The 14,225-nt window shown below is 70.2% G+C and carries 14 protein-coding genes; 7 read left to right on the top strand and 7 right to left on the bottom strand.

Features of this window, described 5'->3' with window-relative positions; translation table 11 throughout:
* Positions 1–142: 142 nt before the first annotated feature.
* Entirely contained in the window at positions 143–574 is a 432-nt protein-coding gene (locus ACFVH2_RS11610; RefSeq protein WP_378424578.1) for a MarR family winged helix-turn-helix transcriptional regulator, read from the bottom strand.
* Positions 575–607: 33 nt separating this feature from the next.
* Positions 608–2,062, bottom strand: coding sequence for an NCS2 family permease (locus ACFVH2_RS11605; RefSeq protein WP_378424718.1), 1,455 nt, complete (start codon positions 2,060–2,062; stop codon positions 608–610).
* 77 nt (positions 2,063–2,139) lie between these two features.
* On the opposite strand from ACFVH2_RS11605, the gene ACFVH2_RS11600 reads away from it, so the two are divergent.
* Positions 2,140–2,382: a DUF2530 domain-containing protein gene (locus ACFVH2_RS11600; RefSeq protein ID WP_378424576.1), complete on the top strand. Its 243-nt coding sequence runs from the start codon at positions 2,140–2,142 to the stop codon at positions 2,380–2,382.
* Here ACFVH2_RS11600 and ACFVH2_RS11595 read toward each other — a convergent pair.
* The 4 genes from ACFVH2_RS11595 to ACFVH2_RS11580 are packed head-to-tail and all read right to left on the bottom strand — an operon-like array spanning position 2,375 to position 8,566.
* The gene (locus tag ACFVH2_RS11595) at positions 2,375–4,273 is read right to left on the bottom strand and encodes a YhgE/Pip family protein (protein WP_378424574.1); all 1,899 of its coding nucleotides are present in this window, start codon (positions 4,271–4,273) and stop codon (positions 2,375–2,377) included. The two genes, ACFVH2_RS11600 and ACFVH2_RS11595, sit on opposite strands and share 8 nt — an antisense overlap.
* A gap of 60 nt (positions 4,274–4,333) precedes the next feature.
* A complete protein-coding gene (locus ACFVH2_RS11590; protein ID WP_378424572.1) occupies positions 4,334–4,903 on the bottom strand; it encodes a phosphatase PAP2 family protein in 570 nt (189 codons plus the stop codon).
* Positions 4,893–7,691: a sacsin N-terminal ATP-binding-like domain-containing protein gene (locus ACFVH2_RS11585; RefSeq protein WP_378424716.1), complete on the bottom strand. Its 2,799-nt coding sequence runs from the start codon at positions 7,689–7,691 to the stop codon at positions 4,893–4,895. The genes ACFVH2_RS11590 and ACFVH2_RS11585 overlap by 11 nt, the downstream gene beginning before the upstream one ends.
* Positions 7,688–8,566 (bottom strand): DUF3027 domain-containing protein, encoded by an 879-nt coding sequence (locus ACFVH2_RS11580; protein ID WP_378424571.1) that lies wholly within the window; start codon positions 8,564–8,566, stop codon positions 7,688–7,690. Before ACFVH2_RS11580 ends, ACFVH2_RS11585 begins: the two co-directional genes overlap by 4 nt.
* 59 nt (positions 8,567–8,625) lie before the next feature.
* Here ACFVH2_RS11580 and ACFVH2_RS11575 point away from each other — a divergent pair, with 59 nt between their 5' ends.
* The 3 genes from ACFVH2_RS11575 to ACFVH2_RS11565 all read left to right on the top strand — a co-directional run bounded on the left by ACFVH2_RS11575 (position 8,626) and on the right by ACFVH2_RS11565 (position 11,639).
* A complete protein-coding gene (locus tag ACFVH2_RS11575) occupies positions 8,626–9,411 on the top strand; it encodes a glutaminyl-peptide cyclotransferase (RefSeq protein WP_378424569.1) in 786 nt (261 codons plus the stop codon).
* Between the two features lie 92 nt (positions 9,412–9,503).
* On the top strand, positions 9,504–11,147 hold the full coding sequence (locus ACFVH2_RS11570; RefSeq protein ID WP_378424567.1) for an MFS transporter: 1,644 nt from the start codon (positions 9,504–9,506) through the stop codon (positions 11,145–11,147).
* Positions 11,148–11,171: 24 nt separating this feature from the next.
* Positions 11,172–11,639, top strand: a complete 468-nt coding sequence (locus ACFVH2_RS11565; RefSeq protein WP_378424564.1) for a DUF2771 family protein — start codon at positions 11,172–11,174, stop codon at positions 11,637–11,639.
* On the opposite strand, the gene ACFVH2_RS11560 is transcribed toward ACFVH2_RS11565, so the two are convergent.
* Positions 11,636–12,046 carry a cold-shock protein gene (locus ACFVH2_RS11560; RefSeq protein WP_378424714.1) on the bottom strand — a complete coding sequence of 137 codons (411 nt, stop codon included), beginning with the start codon at positions 12,044–12,046 and terminating at the stop codon, positions 11,636–11,638. The genes ACFVH2_RS11565 and ACFVH2_RS11560 overlap by 4 nt on opposite strands.
* Before the next feature lie 121 nt (positions 12,047–12,167).
* Here ACFVH2_RS11560 and ACFVH2_RS11555 point away from each other — a divergent pair, with 121 nt between their 5' ends.
* From ACFVH2_RS11555 to ACFVH2_RS11545, 3 genes are read left to right on the top strand one after another with little or no spacing between them, the layout of a single operon-like run.
* Positions 12,168–12,395: a hypothetical protein gene (locus ACFVH2_RS11555; RefSeq protein WP_378424562.1), complete on the top strand. Its 228-nt coding sequence runs from the start codon at positions 12,168–12,170 to the stop codon at positions 12,393–12,395.
* On the top strand, positions 12,392–12,799 hold the full coding sequence (locus ACFVH2_RS11550) for a YccF domain-containing protein (RefSeq protein WP_378424560.1): 408 nt from the start codon (positions 12,392–12,394) through the stop codon (positions 12,797–12,799). The genes ACFVH2_RS11555 and ACFVH2_RS11550 overlap by 4 nt, the downstream gene beginning before the upstream one ends.
* On the top strand, positions 12,796–14,118 hold the full coding sequence (locus tag ACFVH2_RS11545) for a glycosyltransferase 87 family protein (RefSeq protein WP_378424559.1): 1,323 nt from the start codon (positions 12,796–12,798) through the stop codon (positions 14,116–14,118). Before ACFVH2_RS11550 ends, ACFVH2_RS11545 begins: the two co-directional genes overlap by 4 nt.
* Positions 14,119–14,225 lie beyond the last annotated feature (107 nt).

Here is a 14,225-nt window from a genome sequence, read left to right as displayed (position 1 = left end):
ACACAACAGGAGTGGAGCCTGCGGAGCGACCAACACAACAGGAGTGGAGCCTGCGGAGCGACCAACACAACAGGAGTGGAGCCTGCGGAGCGACCAACACAACAGGAGTGGAGCCTGCGGAGCGACCTACAGCCCTGCTCGCCTACTCGGAGTCGTTGACGATCCCGCCGATGATGTCGATGGACTGACGCAGTACGGCCTGCTGATGGTCGTCGAGGCCCGCGAGCCGGTCGGTCATCCACTGTTCGCGGGCCGAGGTCTCGTCGGCGAGCAGCGCCTGTCCCGCGTCGGTGAGCGAGACGATGATCTGGCGTCCGTCGGTCGGGTGCGGGGTGCGCAGCACCATGCCCGCGTCCGCAAGCGATGCGATGACCCGAGTCATCGACGGCGGTTGCACCCGCTCCCGCGACGCGAGTCCGCCCGGTGTCATCGGTCCGTGCTCATCGAGGCTGGCGAGCGCGGACAGCTGGGTCAACGACACCGGGGAGTCGGTGCGCCGACCGCGCAGGTGTCGCGAAAGACGCACGACTGCCAGGGAGAGATCGCTGGCGAGTGAGCGGGTATCCATGGTCACCTACGGAGGATACGGCACTGCGTGACAACTGGTTCAGGTAATGGCGTCAGTTATAGGACCGACAGCGAAGTAGGCAACGAAAAGCGCCGCGACCACCCACAGCAGCGGGTGAATCTTCTTGGCCTTGCCGCTCGCCGCACCGATCACGACCCAGGTGATGAACCCGACGCCGATGCCGTTCGCGATCGAGTAGGTGAACGGCATGACGACCATGGTCAGGAAGGCCGGAAGCGCCACCTCGAACTTGGTGAAGTCGATGTCGCGCACCTGCCCGATCATCAACGCACCGACCACGACCAGCGCCGGGGCGGCCGCCTCGATCGGCACCACCGAGTACAGCGGCGTCAGGAACATCGCGGCCAGGAACAGCAGACCCGTCACGACGTTCGCGAGTCCGGTGCGGGCACCCTCGGCGATGCCGGACGCCGATTCCACGAACACGGTGTTCGACGAGGCCGACGCGCCACCGCCGACGATGGCACCGGCGCCCTCGACGACCAAGGCCCGGCCGATGTTCGGCAGGGTGCCGTGCTCGTCGGTGAGGTTGCTCTCCTTGCCGAGACCGGTCATCGTGCCCATCGCGTCGAAGAAGTTCGCCAGCACCAGGGTGAAGACCAGCAGGCTCGCCGACAGCACGCCGATTCGAGTGAACGCACCGAAGAGGTTGACGTCTCCGACCAGGCTCAGGTTCGGCATCTGCGTCAGCACGTCGGGCAGTCCGGGCACGCTGAGGTTCCAGCCCTTGGGGTCCACGCCCTTGGACGCGCCGATGTGGAAGACCGATTCGAGGATCGCGGCGAGCACCGTGGTGACCACGATGCCGATGAGCAGTCCGCCGCGCACCTTGCGCGCCACCAGGATTCCCATCAGCAGCACCCCGAACACGAACACCACCGTCGGCCAGGACGCGATGGAACCACCGATGCCGAGCCCGACCGGGACGCTGGTGCCGGCGACGTCGGGGATGCGGCGGACGAAACCGGCGTCGACGAAACCGATGAACGCGATGAACATGCCGATGCCGGCCGCGATGGCGGACTTGAGTTCGTCGGGAATCGCGTTGAACACGGCGGTCCGGAAACCCGAGATGGCCAGCACCACAATGATGATTCCGTCGATCACCACCAGGCCCATGGCCTCCGGCCAGGTGACCTGCGGCGCGATGGTCACCGCCAGCAGGGTGTTGATGCCGAGGCCGGCGGCGATGCCGAACGGATAGTTCGCGACGATGCCGAAGACGATGCTCATCACTCCCGCGACGAGCGCCGTCACCGCGGCCACCTGGGCGACGGGCAGGATGTGGCCGAGCACGTCCGTCTTCGCGGCCGCGTCGTCGGCGGAGAAGCTACCGAGGATCAGCGGGTTGAGCACCACGATGTAGGACATCGCGACGAAGGTGACGAGGCCGCCGCGCACCTCCTTGCTCACTGACGAGCCGCGTTCGGTGATCTTGAAATAGTTGTCGAGGAGCCTCGAGGTGCCAGCCATATCGTTCATTTCTCCATCGCCGAAGGTGCGCGTCGCACTTGGCAGGTTAAATGAATGACAGCTGTAGCGTTATTTGCGTGACCCACACCTCACCTCCCCTTCCTGCCCGACTGACCGATCCGCGGCCGGTCGTGGCGATCGGTACGACGGCCTGGCTGGTCGCCACGATCGTGGTGCTCGCCGCGGGCGACCGGTGGGCGTCCGCGCTGCCGATCTGTTACGCGGGACTCGCGGTCGGCGCGGCGGGCTTCGCGCTCTACCTGGTCCAACGCGCGGCGGCCCGGCGCGGCAGCCGGACCGCCCAGCGCGGCCTCAGCTGAAGACCGGGATCCGCTCGGTGTCCGGGTCGATGTCGAACTCGTCCTCGACCTCGTCGCGCCGGCGGCGTCGCCACCAGATGGTCAACACCACCGACCCGGCGACAAGGGCCGCCAGCACCGCGATCGCCAGCCAGAACCGAGGACCGTCGTACCCGACCAGGACCATCCGCAGGGCGTTGCGTGCATAGGTCAGCGGCATCAGGTCGTGCAGCATGCGGATCGGAGCCGGCATCTGCTCGATCGGGTACACGCCACCGAACGCGAAGATCTGGATCATCAGGGCGCCTAGCGCGATGAACGTGCCGTTGACCGGCCCGAACACCACGGTGAACACCCGGCCCAGCGCCACCCCGGCCGCACCGATCAGGATCATCACCGCGACCATCGCCAGCACGCTGGGCGGGTCCGCCTTCGCGACCGTCAACGAGACCACCGAGAGCACCAGGGCCGCGACCAGGGTGATCACGGCGGGCGCCCGGTACCGGCGCAGTCCGCTACGCACGACGCCCTCGTCCAGGTTCTCCTCGTCCCTGCGACCGCCTCGCGGCCGCAGCACGAACCAGGTGAGGATGCCGCAGAGGAACAGCAGCACCGACATCACCACGGGCACGGCGCCGGGACCGAAGCCCGCAGCCACGTTCAGGTTGCTTTCGCTGACCGCAACCGGCGACGAGAGCAGGCCGGCCGTGGCCTCCCGCTCGGTCGGCGTGAAGTGCGGAACCTGCTTGGCGCCGTCGGCGAGCCCGGTCGCCAGTTGGGCGCTACCCGCGTCGAGCTGGCCGACGCCGTCCTTGAGCTGGCCGAGGCCGGCGCTGAGCTCGGTGCCACCCGCGTCGAGCTGGCCGAGACCGGTGTGGAGTTCGTTGGCACCGGCGTTGAGCTCGTGCGCGCCCGACGCCAGCTGGCCGAGCCCGGTGTTCAGTTCCTTCGCGCCCGCGGCGGCCGACTCCAGGCCCCCGCGGTACTCCGCCTTCGGGTCGGACAGTTCGTGGGCGAGCTGCCGTGCACCGTCGCGAAGCTGCTGCAATTGACCGGCGATGTCCTCCGCGCCGGTCGGCAGGCCCGCGGCGACGGCGGCGTCGAGCAGCGGAGTGACCACCGTGTCGATGACCTCGCTGATCTGCTTCGCCCCGGCGCCGAGCTGGTCGGTGCCGGCCACCAGCTGAGACATTCCGCCGGCGAGTTCACCGGACCCGGCCTTGGCCTCGTCCGCGCCGCCGGCCAGCTGGCCGGAGCCCGACGCGAGCTGGCCGCTGCCCGCGTAGGCCTCGTGCAGGCCCTTGGAGAGCTCGACGCTGCCGTCGGAGAGCTGGGTGACGCCGGTCAGGGCCTCGCCGGTGCCGGCCGAGAGCTGACGCGCACCGGCAGCCGCGTCGTCGAGACCCTTGCCTACGTCGCCGAGCCCGACGAGCACCTGGTCGACGGACTGCTCGCCGATGCTCTCCGAGACCGCGGAGCGCACCTGCGCGACGACGCTCTCCCCGACCGGGCCGGCCACCAGGCTGTTGTGGTCGTTGTAGACCACGTCGAGCTTCGCCTTGCTGCCGTTACCGCTGCCCGCACTGGCGATGTTCTTGCTGAAGTCCTCCGGGATCACCACGGAGAAGTAGTAGCGGCCGTCCTCCACACCCGCCTTGGCGTCGGCGAGGCTCACCTCGTGCCACTGGACGTCGCCGCCGTCGAGCAGCGCCTGCGCCACGTCGTTGCCGGCCTGGAGCCGGGTGCCGTCCAGGTCCGCGCCCGCATCGGCGTTGACGATGGCAACCGGCATCCGCGAGACCGTGTCGCCCGGGTCCCAGAGCGCCCACATGTAGAAGCCGAGCAGTGCCAACGGGGCGATGACCAGGACCGCGATCGCGGTGCGAGTCAGGTGGACACGTCTCGTCGCCATGGGTTGCTTCTCCTGAACCTTCTGCTGGACAGACGTCCAGGTTGGGTCAGGATAGAGAAGTCACGAGGAATCGGTGGTGGATTCCCGAGATTTGTCCGCGACCGAGCCGAAGCGCGAGACACCCCAGATCCACAACGCCGCCCACGCGACCCCGAACGCCCACCCGGCGAGCACGTCGGTGAGCCAGTGCGCGCCCAGGTACACCCGTGACAACCCGATCGCGACGGTCCACAGCGCCAGCATGCCGAACACCACCGGATTGCGCGCACGCGGACCGATCACGCGGACCAGGGCCGCCCCCACCACGCAGACCAGGATGGCCGACATCATGGCGTGCCCGGACGGGAACGAGTGCGTGGCCTCGTCGACCAGGCGCTCCGGGAACGGCGGTCGGGCCCGCCCGAACAGCAGTTTGAGACCGGTCATCACGAGCAGCCCGCTGAGCATCGCGCCGGCCACCATCTCCGCCTCGCGCGGATGACGCCGCACCAGCAACGCGACCGAGACGATCACCGTGATCACCCACGACGCGAGCGTGCCGCCCAGCTCGGTGACGACCGTGACGACGTCCGTCAGCCACGGTGTCCGGACCCGGAGCATGGCGTCGAGGACGCTCTGGTCAATCCACATCCGGTGACTCCGATCGCAGTTCGTCACGATCCCCGACACCCCGCCACCCGAGGAAGTACGTGTACTCGGCCACGTGGGTGCGCCCCGACTCGTCCACCCACCAGGGCAGTTCGACCTCGCGCTCCAGCGCACCGGACAGTCGCACCAGCAGCCGGTCGTGCACGACCATCGTCCCGCGCGGCAACGGCCGCCCCAGCGCCACGTGCGCGAGCACAGCGCCCGGTTCCCGGTCCCAGTCGCTGACCCGACCCGCACCGACCACCTCGCCCCGCACCGCCTCGGATGCGGGCGGCAGGTCCAACAGCTCGGCAAGGGCCGGGGCGGTCGGCAGGTCCCCGACCACCAACAGCTCGGGCGGGACCGCCGCGGCGTACCACGGCCGGTCCAGCACCACTGCCTCGGCGGGATCGGCCAGCGCACCCGCGACCGTGCGCACCCGCGACGGCGGCGACAGCGCGTCCAGGTCGAGAATGCCGGCGGCGGTCGACTCACCCAGCAACCGGTGGGCCCGGGCGACGACGGCCGGGCTGGGGTCGCGCCCGGGATCGGCGAGCCGGTCGAGCAGCAGCCCCGCGAGGGCGGTCCCGTCCACCCGATCGGAAACGAGCACCCCCGGCATGGCGCCCGCGTCGGGGTGGTCGAGCACGTCGAGCAGACCCTCGAAGGTGCGGTCGTCCGGTCCGCGCAGCGAGCCGAGCGCCTCGCCGTCCATCCGGGCGTGTTCACGCAGCCACCACGCGGTGTAGCCGTCCCGATCGGCCAGCAACGCCGCCGTGCCAGGCTCCGCCGCCAGCAGCGCCAGCGCGGCCGGCCACGCGGCGGGGTCCACCAGGTCGAGATCTCGGACCGCGACGAGCTCCTCCGGGTCCGTGGCCAGCGTCGCCCACCATCCGGCCTCGTCGTCGAGGTCGTGTTCGGGTCCGGTGGGCAGCTCCGCGCGCAGCACCGCGAAGGACCAGCCGACGCCGAGCGCACGCAGCGCCTCGGCACCGTGCCTCTCCACGACCGGCGTCGCGACCTCGCCGAACGGCGAGTCCGACGCCAGGACGGCCGCAAGGGGCGCGCCCGGCAACAGCAGTTCGTCCGCCGCGCGCAGTTCCCCGTCGGCGGCGGGCAACGGCAACTCCCCCAGCCAACCCGGCAGGTCACCGCGACCGTCGACGGCCGCCACCAACGGCAGCACCGCATCCGCGAGTTCCGTTGCAGCGAGTGAGTCCTCGTAGTCGACGTCCTCGATGCGCGCCCGCAACGCCGGGTCGGCGAGCACGTCGAGCGGGCCGACCGTGCCCGCGCCGAGTCGGGCGAGCAGCGGATGCGCGGCGTCGGGATGCACCAACCGGATCCAGTCGACCCCGCGACCCGCGACGCCGAGATCGTCGCGGCCGAGCACCGTGGTCCGGGGACCGGTCACGGTGCGCCCGTCGGTCAGCGGCACCGGCACCGCGGCCAATTCCTCGACCGCGAGTGCATCCACCACCAACGGCTCGAGCTCCTGGTAGAGCGATCCCCACCAGCCGGGTTCGCGGTGCAACCCGGACAGCAGTTCGGCCAGGCGGGCCAGCCCGATGCGATGCGCTCCCACCGCGGCCAGCGCGTGCGCACTGCCGGGCCCGGACAGCTCGGGCACGACGAGCCCGGGCACCGCATCCACCAGCAGCGCCGCCAGGTCGGCGGTGAGCCCGGGCAGCACACTCGACTCACGCGGCGCCAGGGTGACGTCACCGACACCTGGCAGCCACCGGCTGTCCGCCAGCTCGCGCAGCACCCCTTCGCGCAGTTGCTCGTCGACCTCGCCGCGCGCGAAACCCGGCACCGGGACCAGCGCCAGCCGCTGCGAAACAGGTAGAGCAGCAACGAAATCCGCGTAGCCATCGACCAGGTGCGCCAGCGCCGCTCCAGGCATGATGCGCCGGCGGTCGGGTTGCAGCTCGGCGTCCGCCACCACGATCGCCGGCAGCGACAACTCCTCGTCGGAGCGGGTGGGCGCCCGCAGGACGTCGGACTCGACCGGACGCACCCGGCCGCCGTCGACCGGAACCAACCACCGAGCGGAGGTCGCCGTGAACTGCCACCAGGTCCGGTCGGCGATCTCGACGACCGTGAGCGGGCCGTCGCCGAGCGGTCGTTCGATGCGCACGAACACCCGCTCCTCGATCTGAATCGACTGCAGGGCAGGAAGTTCCAGCAGCAAGTCGGCGGCCTCCGCGACGAGGCCGTCGATCAGCCGGGCACCGTCCACGTCGGGCCGGAGTTCGAGCACCACCTCGGAGTCGAAACCCGCGCGCGGCGGCCGATCGTTCGGCCACACCAGTCGCAACACCGGCACGCCGTGCTCCGGCTCGGCAAGCCCCGCGGAGCGCATTTCGCTCCGGGTTCGCTTGGCGGAGAAGGTGATCGACCCGGTAGTCGACCGCAGCTCCACCTCCTCGCTGACCGCGAGGACGGCGGTGAAGCCCACCCCGAAACGTCCGACGCCGGTGACGCCCTTCCCGGAGACCCGCAGCGCCGACAGGGCCTGCACCCCCACGACGTCCAGCGGCGCGCCGACGTTCGCGACGTGCAGGTCGCGGCCGTCGCGCCAGACCTGCAGTCGGCCGGGAACGCCCGCCCGAGTCGCCGCGTCGGCGGCGTTCTGCGCCAGCTCCGTGCCGAGCCGGTCACGGTAGCCGCCACGGACCAGGTCCGCCTCGGTCGCGGCGTCCTCGCGGAGCCGGGTCGGCGAGGACGTCCAGGCCAGCAGCGTGGCGGCCCGCAGCGCGTCGACGCCGAAGGGATCCGGTGCCGTCAGTCCGTCGATGCCGGATCCGCCGCGGTCTCGGTGGACTCGGGCTCGACTGCCTGCGCTGCCTCGATCTCGGTCTCGGTCACAGACTCGGTTGCGGGCGCCGCCTCTGCCTCGGTCTCCTCGGGCGCGGGCAGCAGGACCAGTTCCACCGCACCGTCGTCGTACGCGTCGAACTGCGGGCTGCCGGCACCGGTCGGCAGCTCGGTGTCCGAGTGCGCGCCGCAGCCGTACTCCGCGTGCACCACGTGGCCGTCCGCGGCCATCTCGTTGCCGCAGACCCCGAACGCGGCGCGCATCGAGCCCGCCAGCGGGAGGTAGAAGCCACACAGCGCGCAGATCGAGGGCGCCGCCTTCGCCATCTCCGAGTCCGGGCCGTAGTCGCCGTCGTGCCAGCGTTCGGCTGCGTCGAGCCGCCCCTCGAGGCTCAGCACCTGCTTGCGGCCGAGGCCGACCTCCCGGGCGAGGTCGTCGATCTCGGGGTCGCCGCTGGCCACGTATCCGGGCACCAGCCGCGGGTCGGCGGCGCGCGGGGCCAGCAGGTCGCCCGGGCTCAGGTCGCCCGCGCGGACGCGCTCGTCCCAGGGCAGCCAGTCGGGTGCGGTCAGCGCGTCGGGGCCGGGCAGCAGTGCCAGTTCGCTCACCGTCACCCGGTCGCTGTCGGGGGCGGCGGCCAGGACCACCGCCCACTGCCAGCCGCGGTAACCGGGCAGGGTCGTCTCGAAACGATGCGTCGCCGAGCACTCGTCCTCGTAGGTGACGCCGAGATGCGCGCCGACCTCACCCTCTCCGAGGTCGGTCAACGCCTGCCGCGCCAACCCCACGGCATCGGCCAGCAGGGGGCGCACATGGGCAAGCTCGGGGGCAGACTGGGCACTCACACCCTCATTTTGCCGTATCGCAGCAAATGCGGGGCAGGTCGGGCTGCCATGCTGGTCTGATGTCACTCCGCCGGACCGTCGTCGTCGCCGCGGTGGCGCTCACCGCCGCAACCGGATGCGCCCGGGACACCACCCCGGCCGATGCTGCCGGCGTCGAGCACCTGCGGGCCGAGGTGGTCGCGACGCACCCGCACGACCCCACCGCCTTCACCGAGGGACTCGAGGTCTCCGACGGCGAACTGCTCGAGGGCACCGGCCTGACCGGGCAGTCGTACCTGAGCGCCCGCGACCTCGCCACCGGCGTCGAGCGGACCCGCGTGCCGGTTCCCGACGACATGTTCGGCGAGGGCGTCACCGTGGCCGGGGACACCGTCTGGCAGTGGACCTGGCAGGACGGGGTGGCACTGGCCCGCGACCGGGTCACCCTGGCGGAGCGGTCCCGGGCCCGGTTCGACGGCGAGGGCTGGGGCCTGTGCGCGCAGCCCGGCCGACTGGTGTCGAGCGACGGCAGCGACCGGCTCACCTTCCGCGACCCGGTCACCTTCGAGCCGCGCGGCAGCGTCGCCGTCACGCTCGACGGCAAGCCGCGCGGCAACCTCAACGAGCTCGAATGTGCCAGCGACGGAAGGGTGTACGCGAACGTGTGGCGGACCCCCTACATCGTGCGTATCGACCCTGCGGACGGCCGCATCACCGGAGTTGTCGACGCGTCGGGCCTGCTCACCGACGCCGAGTCGCGCAACGTGGACGTGCTCAACGGGATCGCCCAGGTGCCCGGGACGGACCGGTTCCTGATCACCGGCAAGTACTACCCGAAGCTGTTCGAGGTGCGGTTCGTCTCGTAATTCGCCTTGAAAGACGGCTCCCACCCACCGCCCCGCCACACGCCGTGTGGGGCGTGTGGTCCTTCGTCTGTGATCTAGGACAGAATTGAGGAGTGACCGGACCTCGCGAACCCTACGACCCCAACGGGAGTCGGCAGTCCGACGACCGCGGTCGAGGCGAGGGGCATCCGGGTTACGCGAACTATCCGCCGACGCGGCGGGTGGCCGGCCGTCGTCAGCCGCTGCCTCCACTGCACCCGGTCGACAACACCCGCCGGGAGGATCCGCCGACCGAGCAGGTTCGGCAGCCGAATCCGAGCGCGCCCAAGCCGCCGCCGATTCCCCGGAAGCTGACGGTCACGCGGGTGGCCGCCATGCGCAGCCGAGAACTGACGAACAAGGGCATCGCCACCTTCCACCGCGCCGCCAAGGCGGACGGTGCCGACAAGTCCGGCCTCACGGCCCTCACCTACGCGGTGATGGCGAACTTCGCGACCGACGCCGCGGTCGCCGTCGCGCTGGCCAACACGCTGTTCTTCTCCGCGGCCACCGGCGAGGACAAGACCAAGGTCGCCCTGTACCTGCTGATCACCATCGCCCCGTTCGCGGTGATCGCCCCGCTGATCGGGCCCGCGCTCGACCGCCTCCAGCACGGCAGGCGAATCGCGCTGGCCGGTTCCTTCGCGCTGCGCACCGTCCTCGCGGTCGTGCTCGTCTTCAACTTCGACAGCTGGGCGCTCTACCCCTGTGCGCTCGGAATGATGGTGCTGAGCAAGTCGTTCTCGGTGCTCAAGAGCGCCGTCACGCCGCGAGTGCTGCCACCGGAGATCGACCTGGTGCGCACCAACTCACGGCTGACGGTGTTCGGTCTGATCGGCGGCACCATCGGTGCAGGCGCGCTCGCCGGTCTCGTCGCGTTCGTCAGCGGTTCCTCTGCCGGGGCGCTGTGGCTGACCGCACTGATCACCGTGCTCGGCGCATACCTGAGCATGCGCATACCGGCCTGGGTCGAGGTCACCGAGGGCGAGGTGCCCGCCACCCTGCACTACCACGGTGACGACGCCGACACCCAGGTGATCGATCGCGACCACAAGGACACGGTCAAGGCCAGCAAGCGGCGCCAGCCGCTGGGCCGCGCAGTCATCACCGGACTGTGGGGCAACAGCACGATCCGGGTGCTCACCGGATTCCTCACCCTCTACATCGCGTTCGTGGCGAAGTCGCGCACCGAGCACGCCCCGCTGGAGCAGGCCGCGATGCTCGCGCTCGTCGGCGCGGCCGCGGGCATCGGCAACTTCGCCGGTAACGCCACCGGCGCCCGGCTCAAGCTCGGTAAGCCGGCGGTGGTGGTGCTGCGGTGCACGATCGCGGTCACCGCGGTCGCGATCATCGCCGCGTTCGGCGACAACCTGCTCACTGCCGCCCTCGCCACGCTGGTCGCATCCGCCGCCAGCGCGCTGGCGAAGGTCTCCCTCGACGCCTCGCTGCAGGACGACCTGCCGGAGGAGTCCATCGCGTCCGGGTTCGGACGTTCGGAGACGGTGCTGCAGCTGAGCTGGGTGGTCGGCGGCGCGCTCGGCGTCCTGCTGCCCACCCAGTACTGGATCGGGTTCACTGTGGTGTCGGTGGTGCTCGTCCTCGGTCTGATCCAGACCGTCCTCAGCTACCGGGGTTCGACCCTGCTCCCCGGACTCGGCGGCAAACGTCCCGACGTCGCCAACCAGGAGATCCCGGAAGCGGTCTCCAGCGCCGATTGACGCCCCAACCAGAAACGGAACTCGATGACTCTGCAAGCCCGGACGAAGAAGACCATCGCAGCACTCTCGGTGGTCGCACTGGTGGCCGCAGGCGGCCTCGCCGCCGTGGTCACCGTGCTCGTCCACGACGCCCCGGAGACCCTGCCGACGGTCACCGCGTACGCGCACTACAAGACCGTCGACGTGCATGCCGGCGTGTGCGACGCCAACCTCGCGTGCGCCGGACTCGAGGTCACGAACCTGAGCGTTCCGGAGGGCCAGCCGCTGCAGCTGTCGCTGCCCAAGGACGTGTCGAACTCGGACTGGCGCCTGAACGTGCAGATCGGCAACCCCAAGACGGGTGAGGTGTTCAACGGGTACCGCGACTACACACCGGGCGAGGCTGCCGCAGTGACGGTGCCGTCCGGGAAGGACGAGCAACTCCTCGGCGTCATCATCCAGCTGCCGACCAACGGCGGCCTCGCCCCGGTGTGGGCGATCCAGACGTACTAGCTGTCGAGTTCCCGGGCCACAGCGCGCACGACCTCGGAGATCCGCTGCGCGGTCTTGCGGTCCGGGTACTTTCCCTTGCGCAGGTCGGGCTGCACCTTCGCCTCGAGCAGGGTGATCATGTCCTCGACCATGCCGTGGAGTTCGTCGGGCGTGTGCTTGCGGGCGGCGTCGGCCGGGCGACCGCCGCCCTGCCGGAGCGTCGGGGCCGGATCCAGCACCTTCAGGCTCAGCGCCTGCGGTCCCCGACGGCCCGCGGCCATCCCGAACTCGACGCGCTGGCCCGCCTTCAGTCCCTCGACACCCGCGGGCAGCGCAGACGACCGGACGTAGACGTCCTCACCCTCTTCCTGGGCGAGGAAGCCGAAGCCCTTTTCCACGTCGTACCACTTCACCTTGCCGGTAGGCACTGCGTTCACCTGCTCATCTACATAAAGGAACGCGCCCCACCGTGTGTGGGACGCGACAATCGGAGTCTACCCCCGCGCGCCTCGTAGGGGCACCGGGGATTTCACGGGATAACGTTGAAGCGTGGCCAGTGAATCGTCCCCCCGCGGCGCCGTGACCCTGCGCATCGCGCTCATCCTCTTCGCCCTCGGCATCGCCGCCATCGTCGCGATCTTCGTGATCTACGCGACCGGCCACGAACCGGGCCTGGCCCTGTACCTCCTGGCACTCGCCTGCCCGCTCGGATTCCTGCTCGGCATCGTGTCCGCACTCCAGTCCGGACGGCGCGTTCGAAGAAGGGACGACCAATGAGGATCCTGCTCAACATCATCTGGCTGGTCTTCGGCGGCCTCTGGCTCGCCCTCGGATACTTCGTGGCGGGGGTGATCTGCTGCATTCTGATCATCACCATCCCGTTCGGGATCGCCGCGTTCCGGATCGGCGTGTACGCGCTCTGGCCGTTCGGGAAGACGGTGGTCAGTAAACCGACCTCGGGGCTCGGCTCCCTCGTCGGCAATGTGATCTGGCTGATCCTGTGCGGGATCTGGCTGGCCATCGGTCACATCGTCAGCGCCATCGCCATGGCCATCACCATCATCGGAATCCCCCTGGCGATCGCGAACCTGAAAATGGTGCCGATCTCCCTGATGCCGCTCGGCAAGGACATAGTCGACGTCGGCTCCACGCCGAGCTACCCGACGAGCTACGGCTCGTGAGCGCCCCGCCCCGCACCGTCCCGGTTGCGGGGCGGTCGCTCCCCTCGACACCGTGGCTGGTCGGAACGCTCGCGGCCCTCGCCGCCGCGGTGGTCCTCGCACACGACCGGGTGGTCCCGCTCGCCGCTCCGCTGTGGGGCCTGTTCCGCAACGGTCTCGACCTGCTCGTCTACCGCAGCGGCGGCGCCACCGTGCTGACCGGCGCGGGCCTCTACGACCACGCCCTGCACGGGGGCATGTGGTACACCTACCCACCGTTCTCCGCGATCCTGTTCGCCCCACTGCGGGCCCTGTCCCCGGACCTCACCAGCCTGCTCGGCTACCTCGCGAACTTCGCCTTCCTCTATCTCGTGGTGCTGTTGTGCTGGCGCCGGCTCGGGTATCGGCCGGACCGCACGTTGTACGTGGTGAGCGCGCTGCTGACGGTGATCTTCAGCTGGCTCGAACCCGTGCGGACCACCATCTGGCTCGGCCAGATCAACCTGTTGCTGATGCTGATCGTGCTCTGGGACCTCGGTCGGCCCGAGGGCAGTCGGCTACGCGGATTCGCCGTCGGACTCGCCGCCGGGATCAAGCTGACGCCGGCGCTGTTCATCGTCCAACTGGTGGTCACGCGGCAGTGGCGGGCGGCGGCGACCGCGACCGCGACGCTGGCCGCCACGGTCGCGGTCGGCTTCGTCGTGCTCTTCTCCGACTCGTGGGCGTACTGGACCGTCACCCTCCGCCAGTCGACCCGGATCGGGGAGACGGCCTGGCCGGCCAATCAGTCCGCCGCCGGGGTGATAGCCCGCTTGTTGCACGAGGCCGAACCGCCGCGGCTGCTGTGGCTGGCGGTCGCAGCCGCTCTCACGGTCCTGGGCATGACGGCCGTGCATCTGGCACACCGCCGTGGCCAGGACCTCCTCGCGACCACCATGTGCGGACTGACCTCGTGCGCCGTCTCACCGTTCTCCTGGGGACACCACTGGGTGTGGTTCGTCCCGCTGATCGTCCTGGCGCTCGACCGCGCGCTCCGCTCGTCGCGGGTGCTCTCGTTCGCGCTGCCGGTGGCCCTCGCGGCCCCGCTGCTGTGTTGGGCGCACCGGTTCCCGGACGGAGTGTGGGCGATCGGGCTGTTCATGGTTCCCGCGCCCGCCGCCCTTGCTCCGGTCTTCGAGGCGGCGTACCCGTTGCTCTTCGTCGTCACCGCGGTCACCGTGGTCGGGACGCTGGCCCGGCGGGGCGGGTCGGAACCCGAGGTCAGCCCCCAGCTCGCATGTGATCTGCCTCACATAACGACCCGATCACGAGAGGGTCTCGGACCGACACCTGTCGCCTGACCTGCACAAACAGCGGAATGTCCCGGCAAAACGCCGAAGATCGCGAAAAATCCGTAGGAGATGACTCACCGGCGTCGGCCACGTACGGTCATGGACGGCCGGAAGTT

The organism is Rhodococcus sp. NPDC127527 (assembly GCF_042672245.1).
Classification (GTDB): domain Bacteria; phylum Actinomycetota; class Actinomycetes; order Mycobacteriales; family Mycobacteriaceae; genus Rhodococcus_G.
The sequence above is the reverse complement of the archived record's forward strand: the minus strand, read 5'-3'. Positions and strand labels throughout refer to the sequence as shown.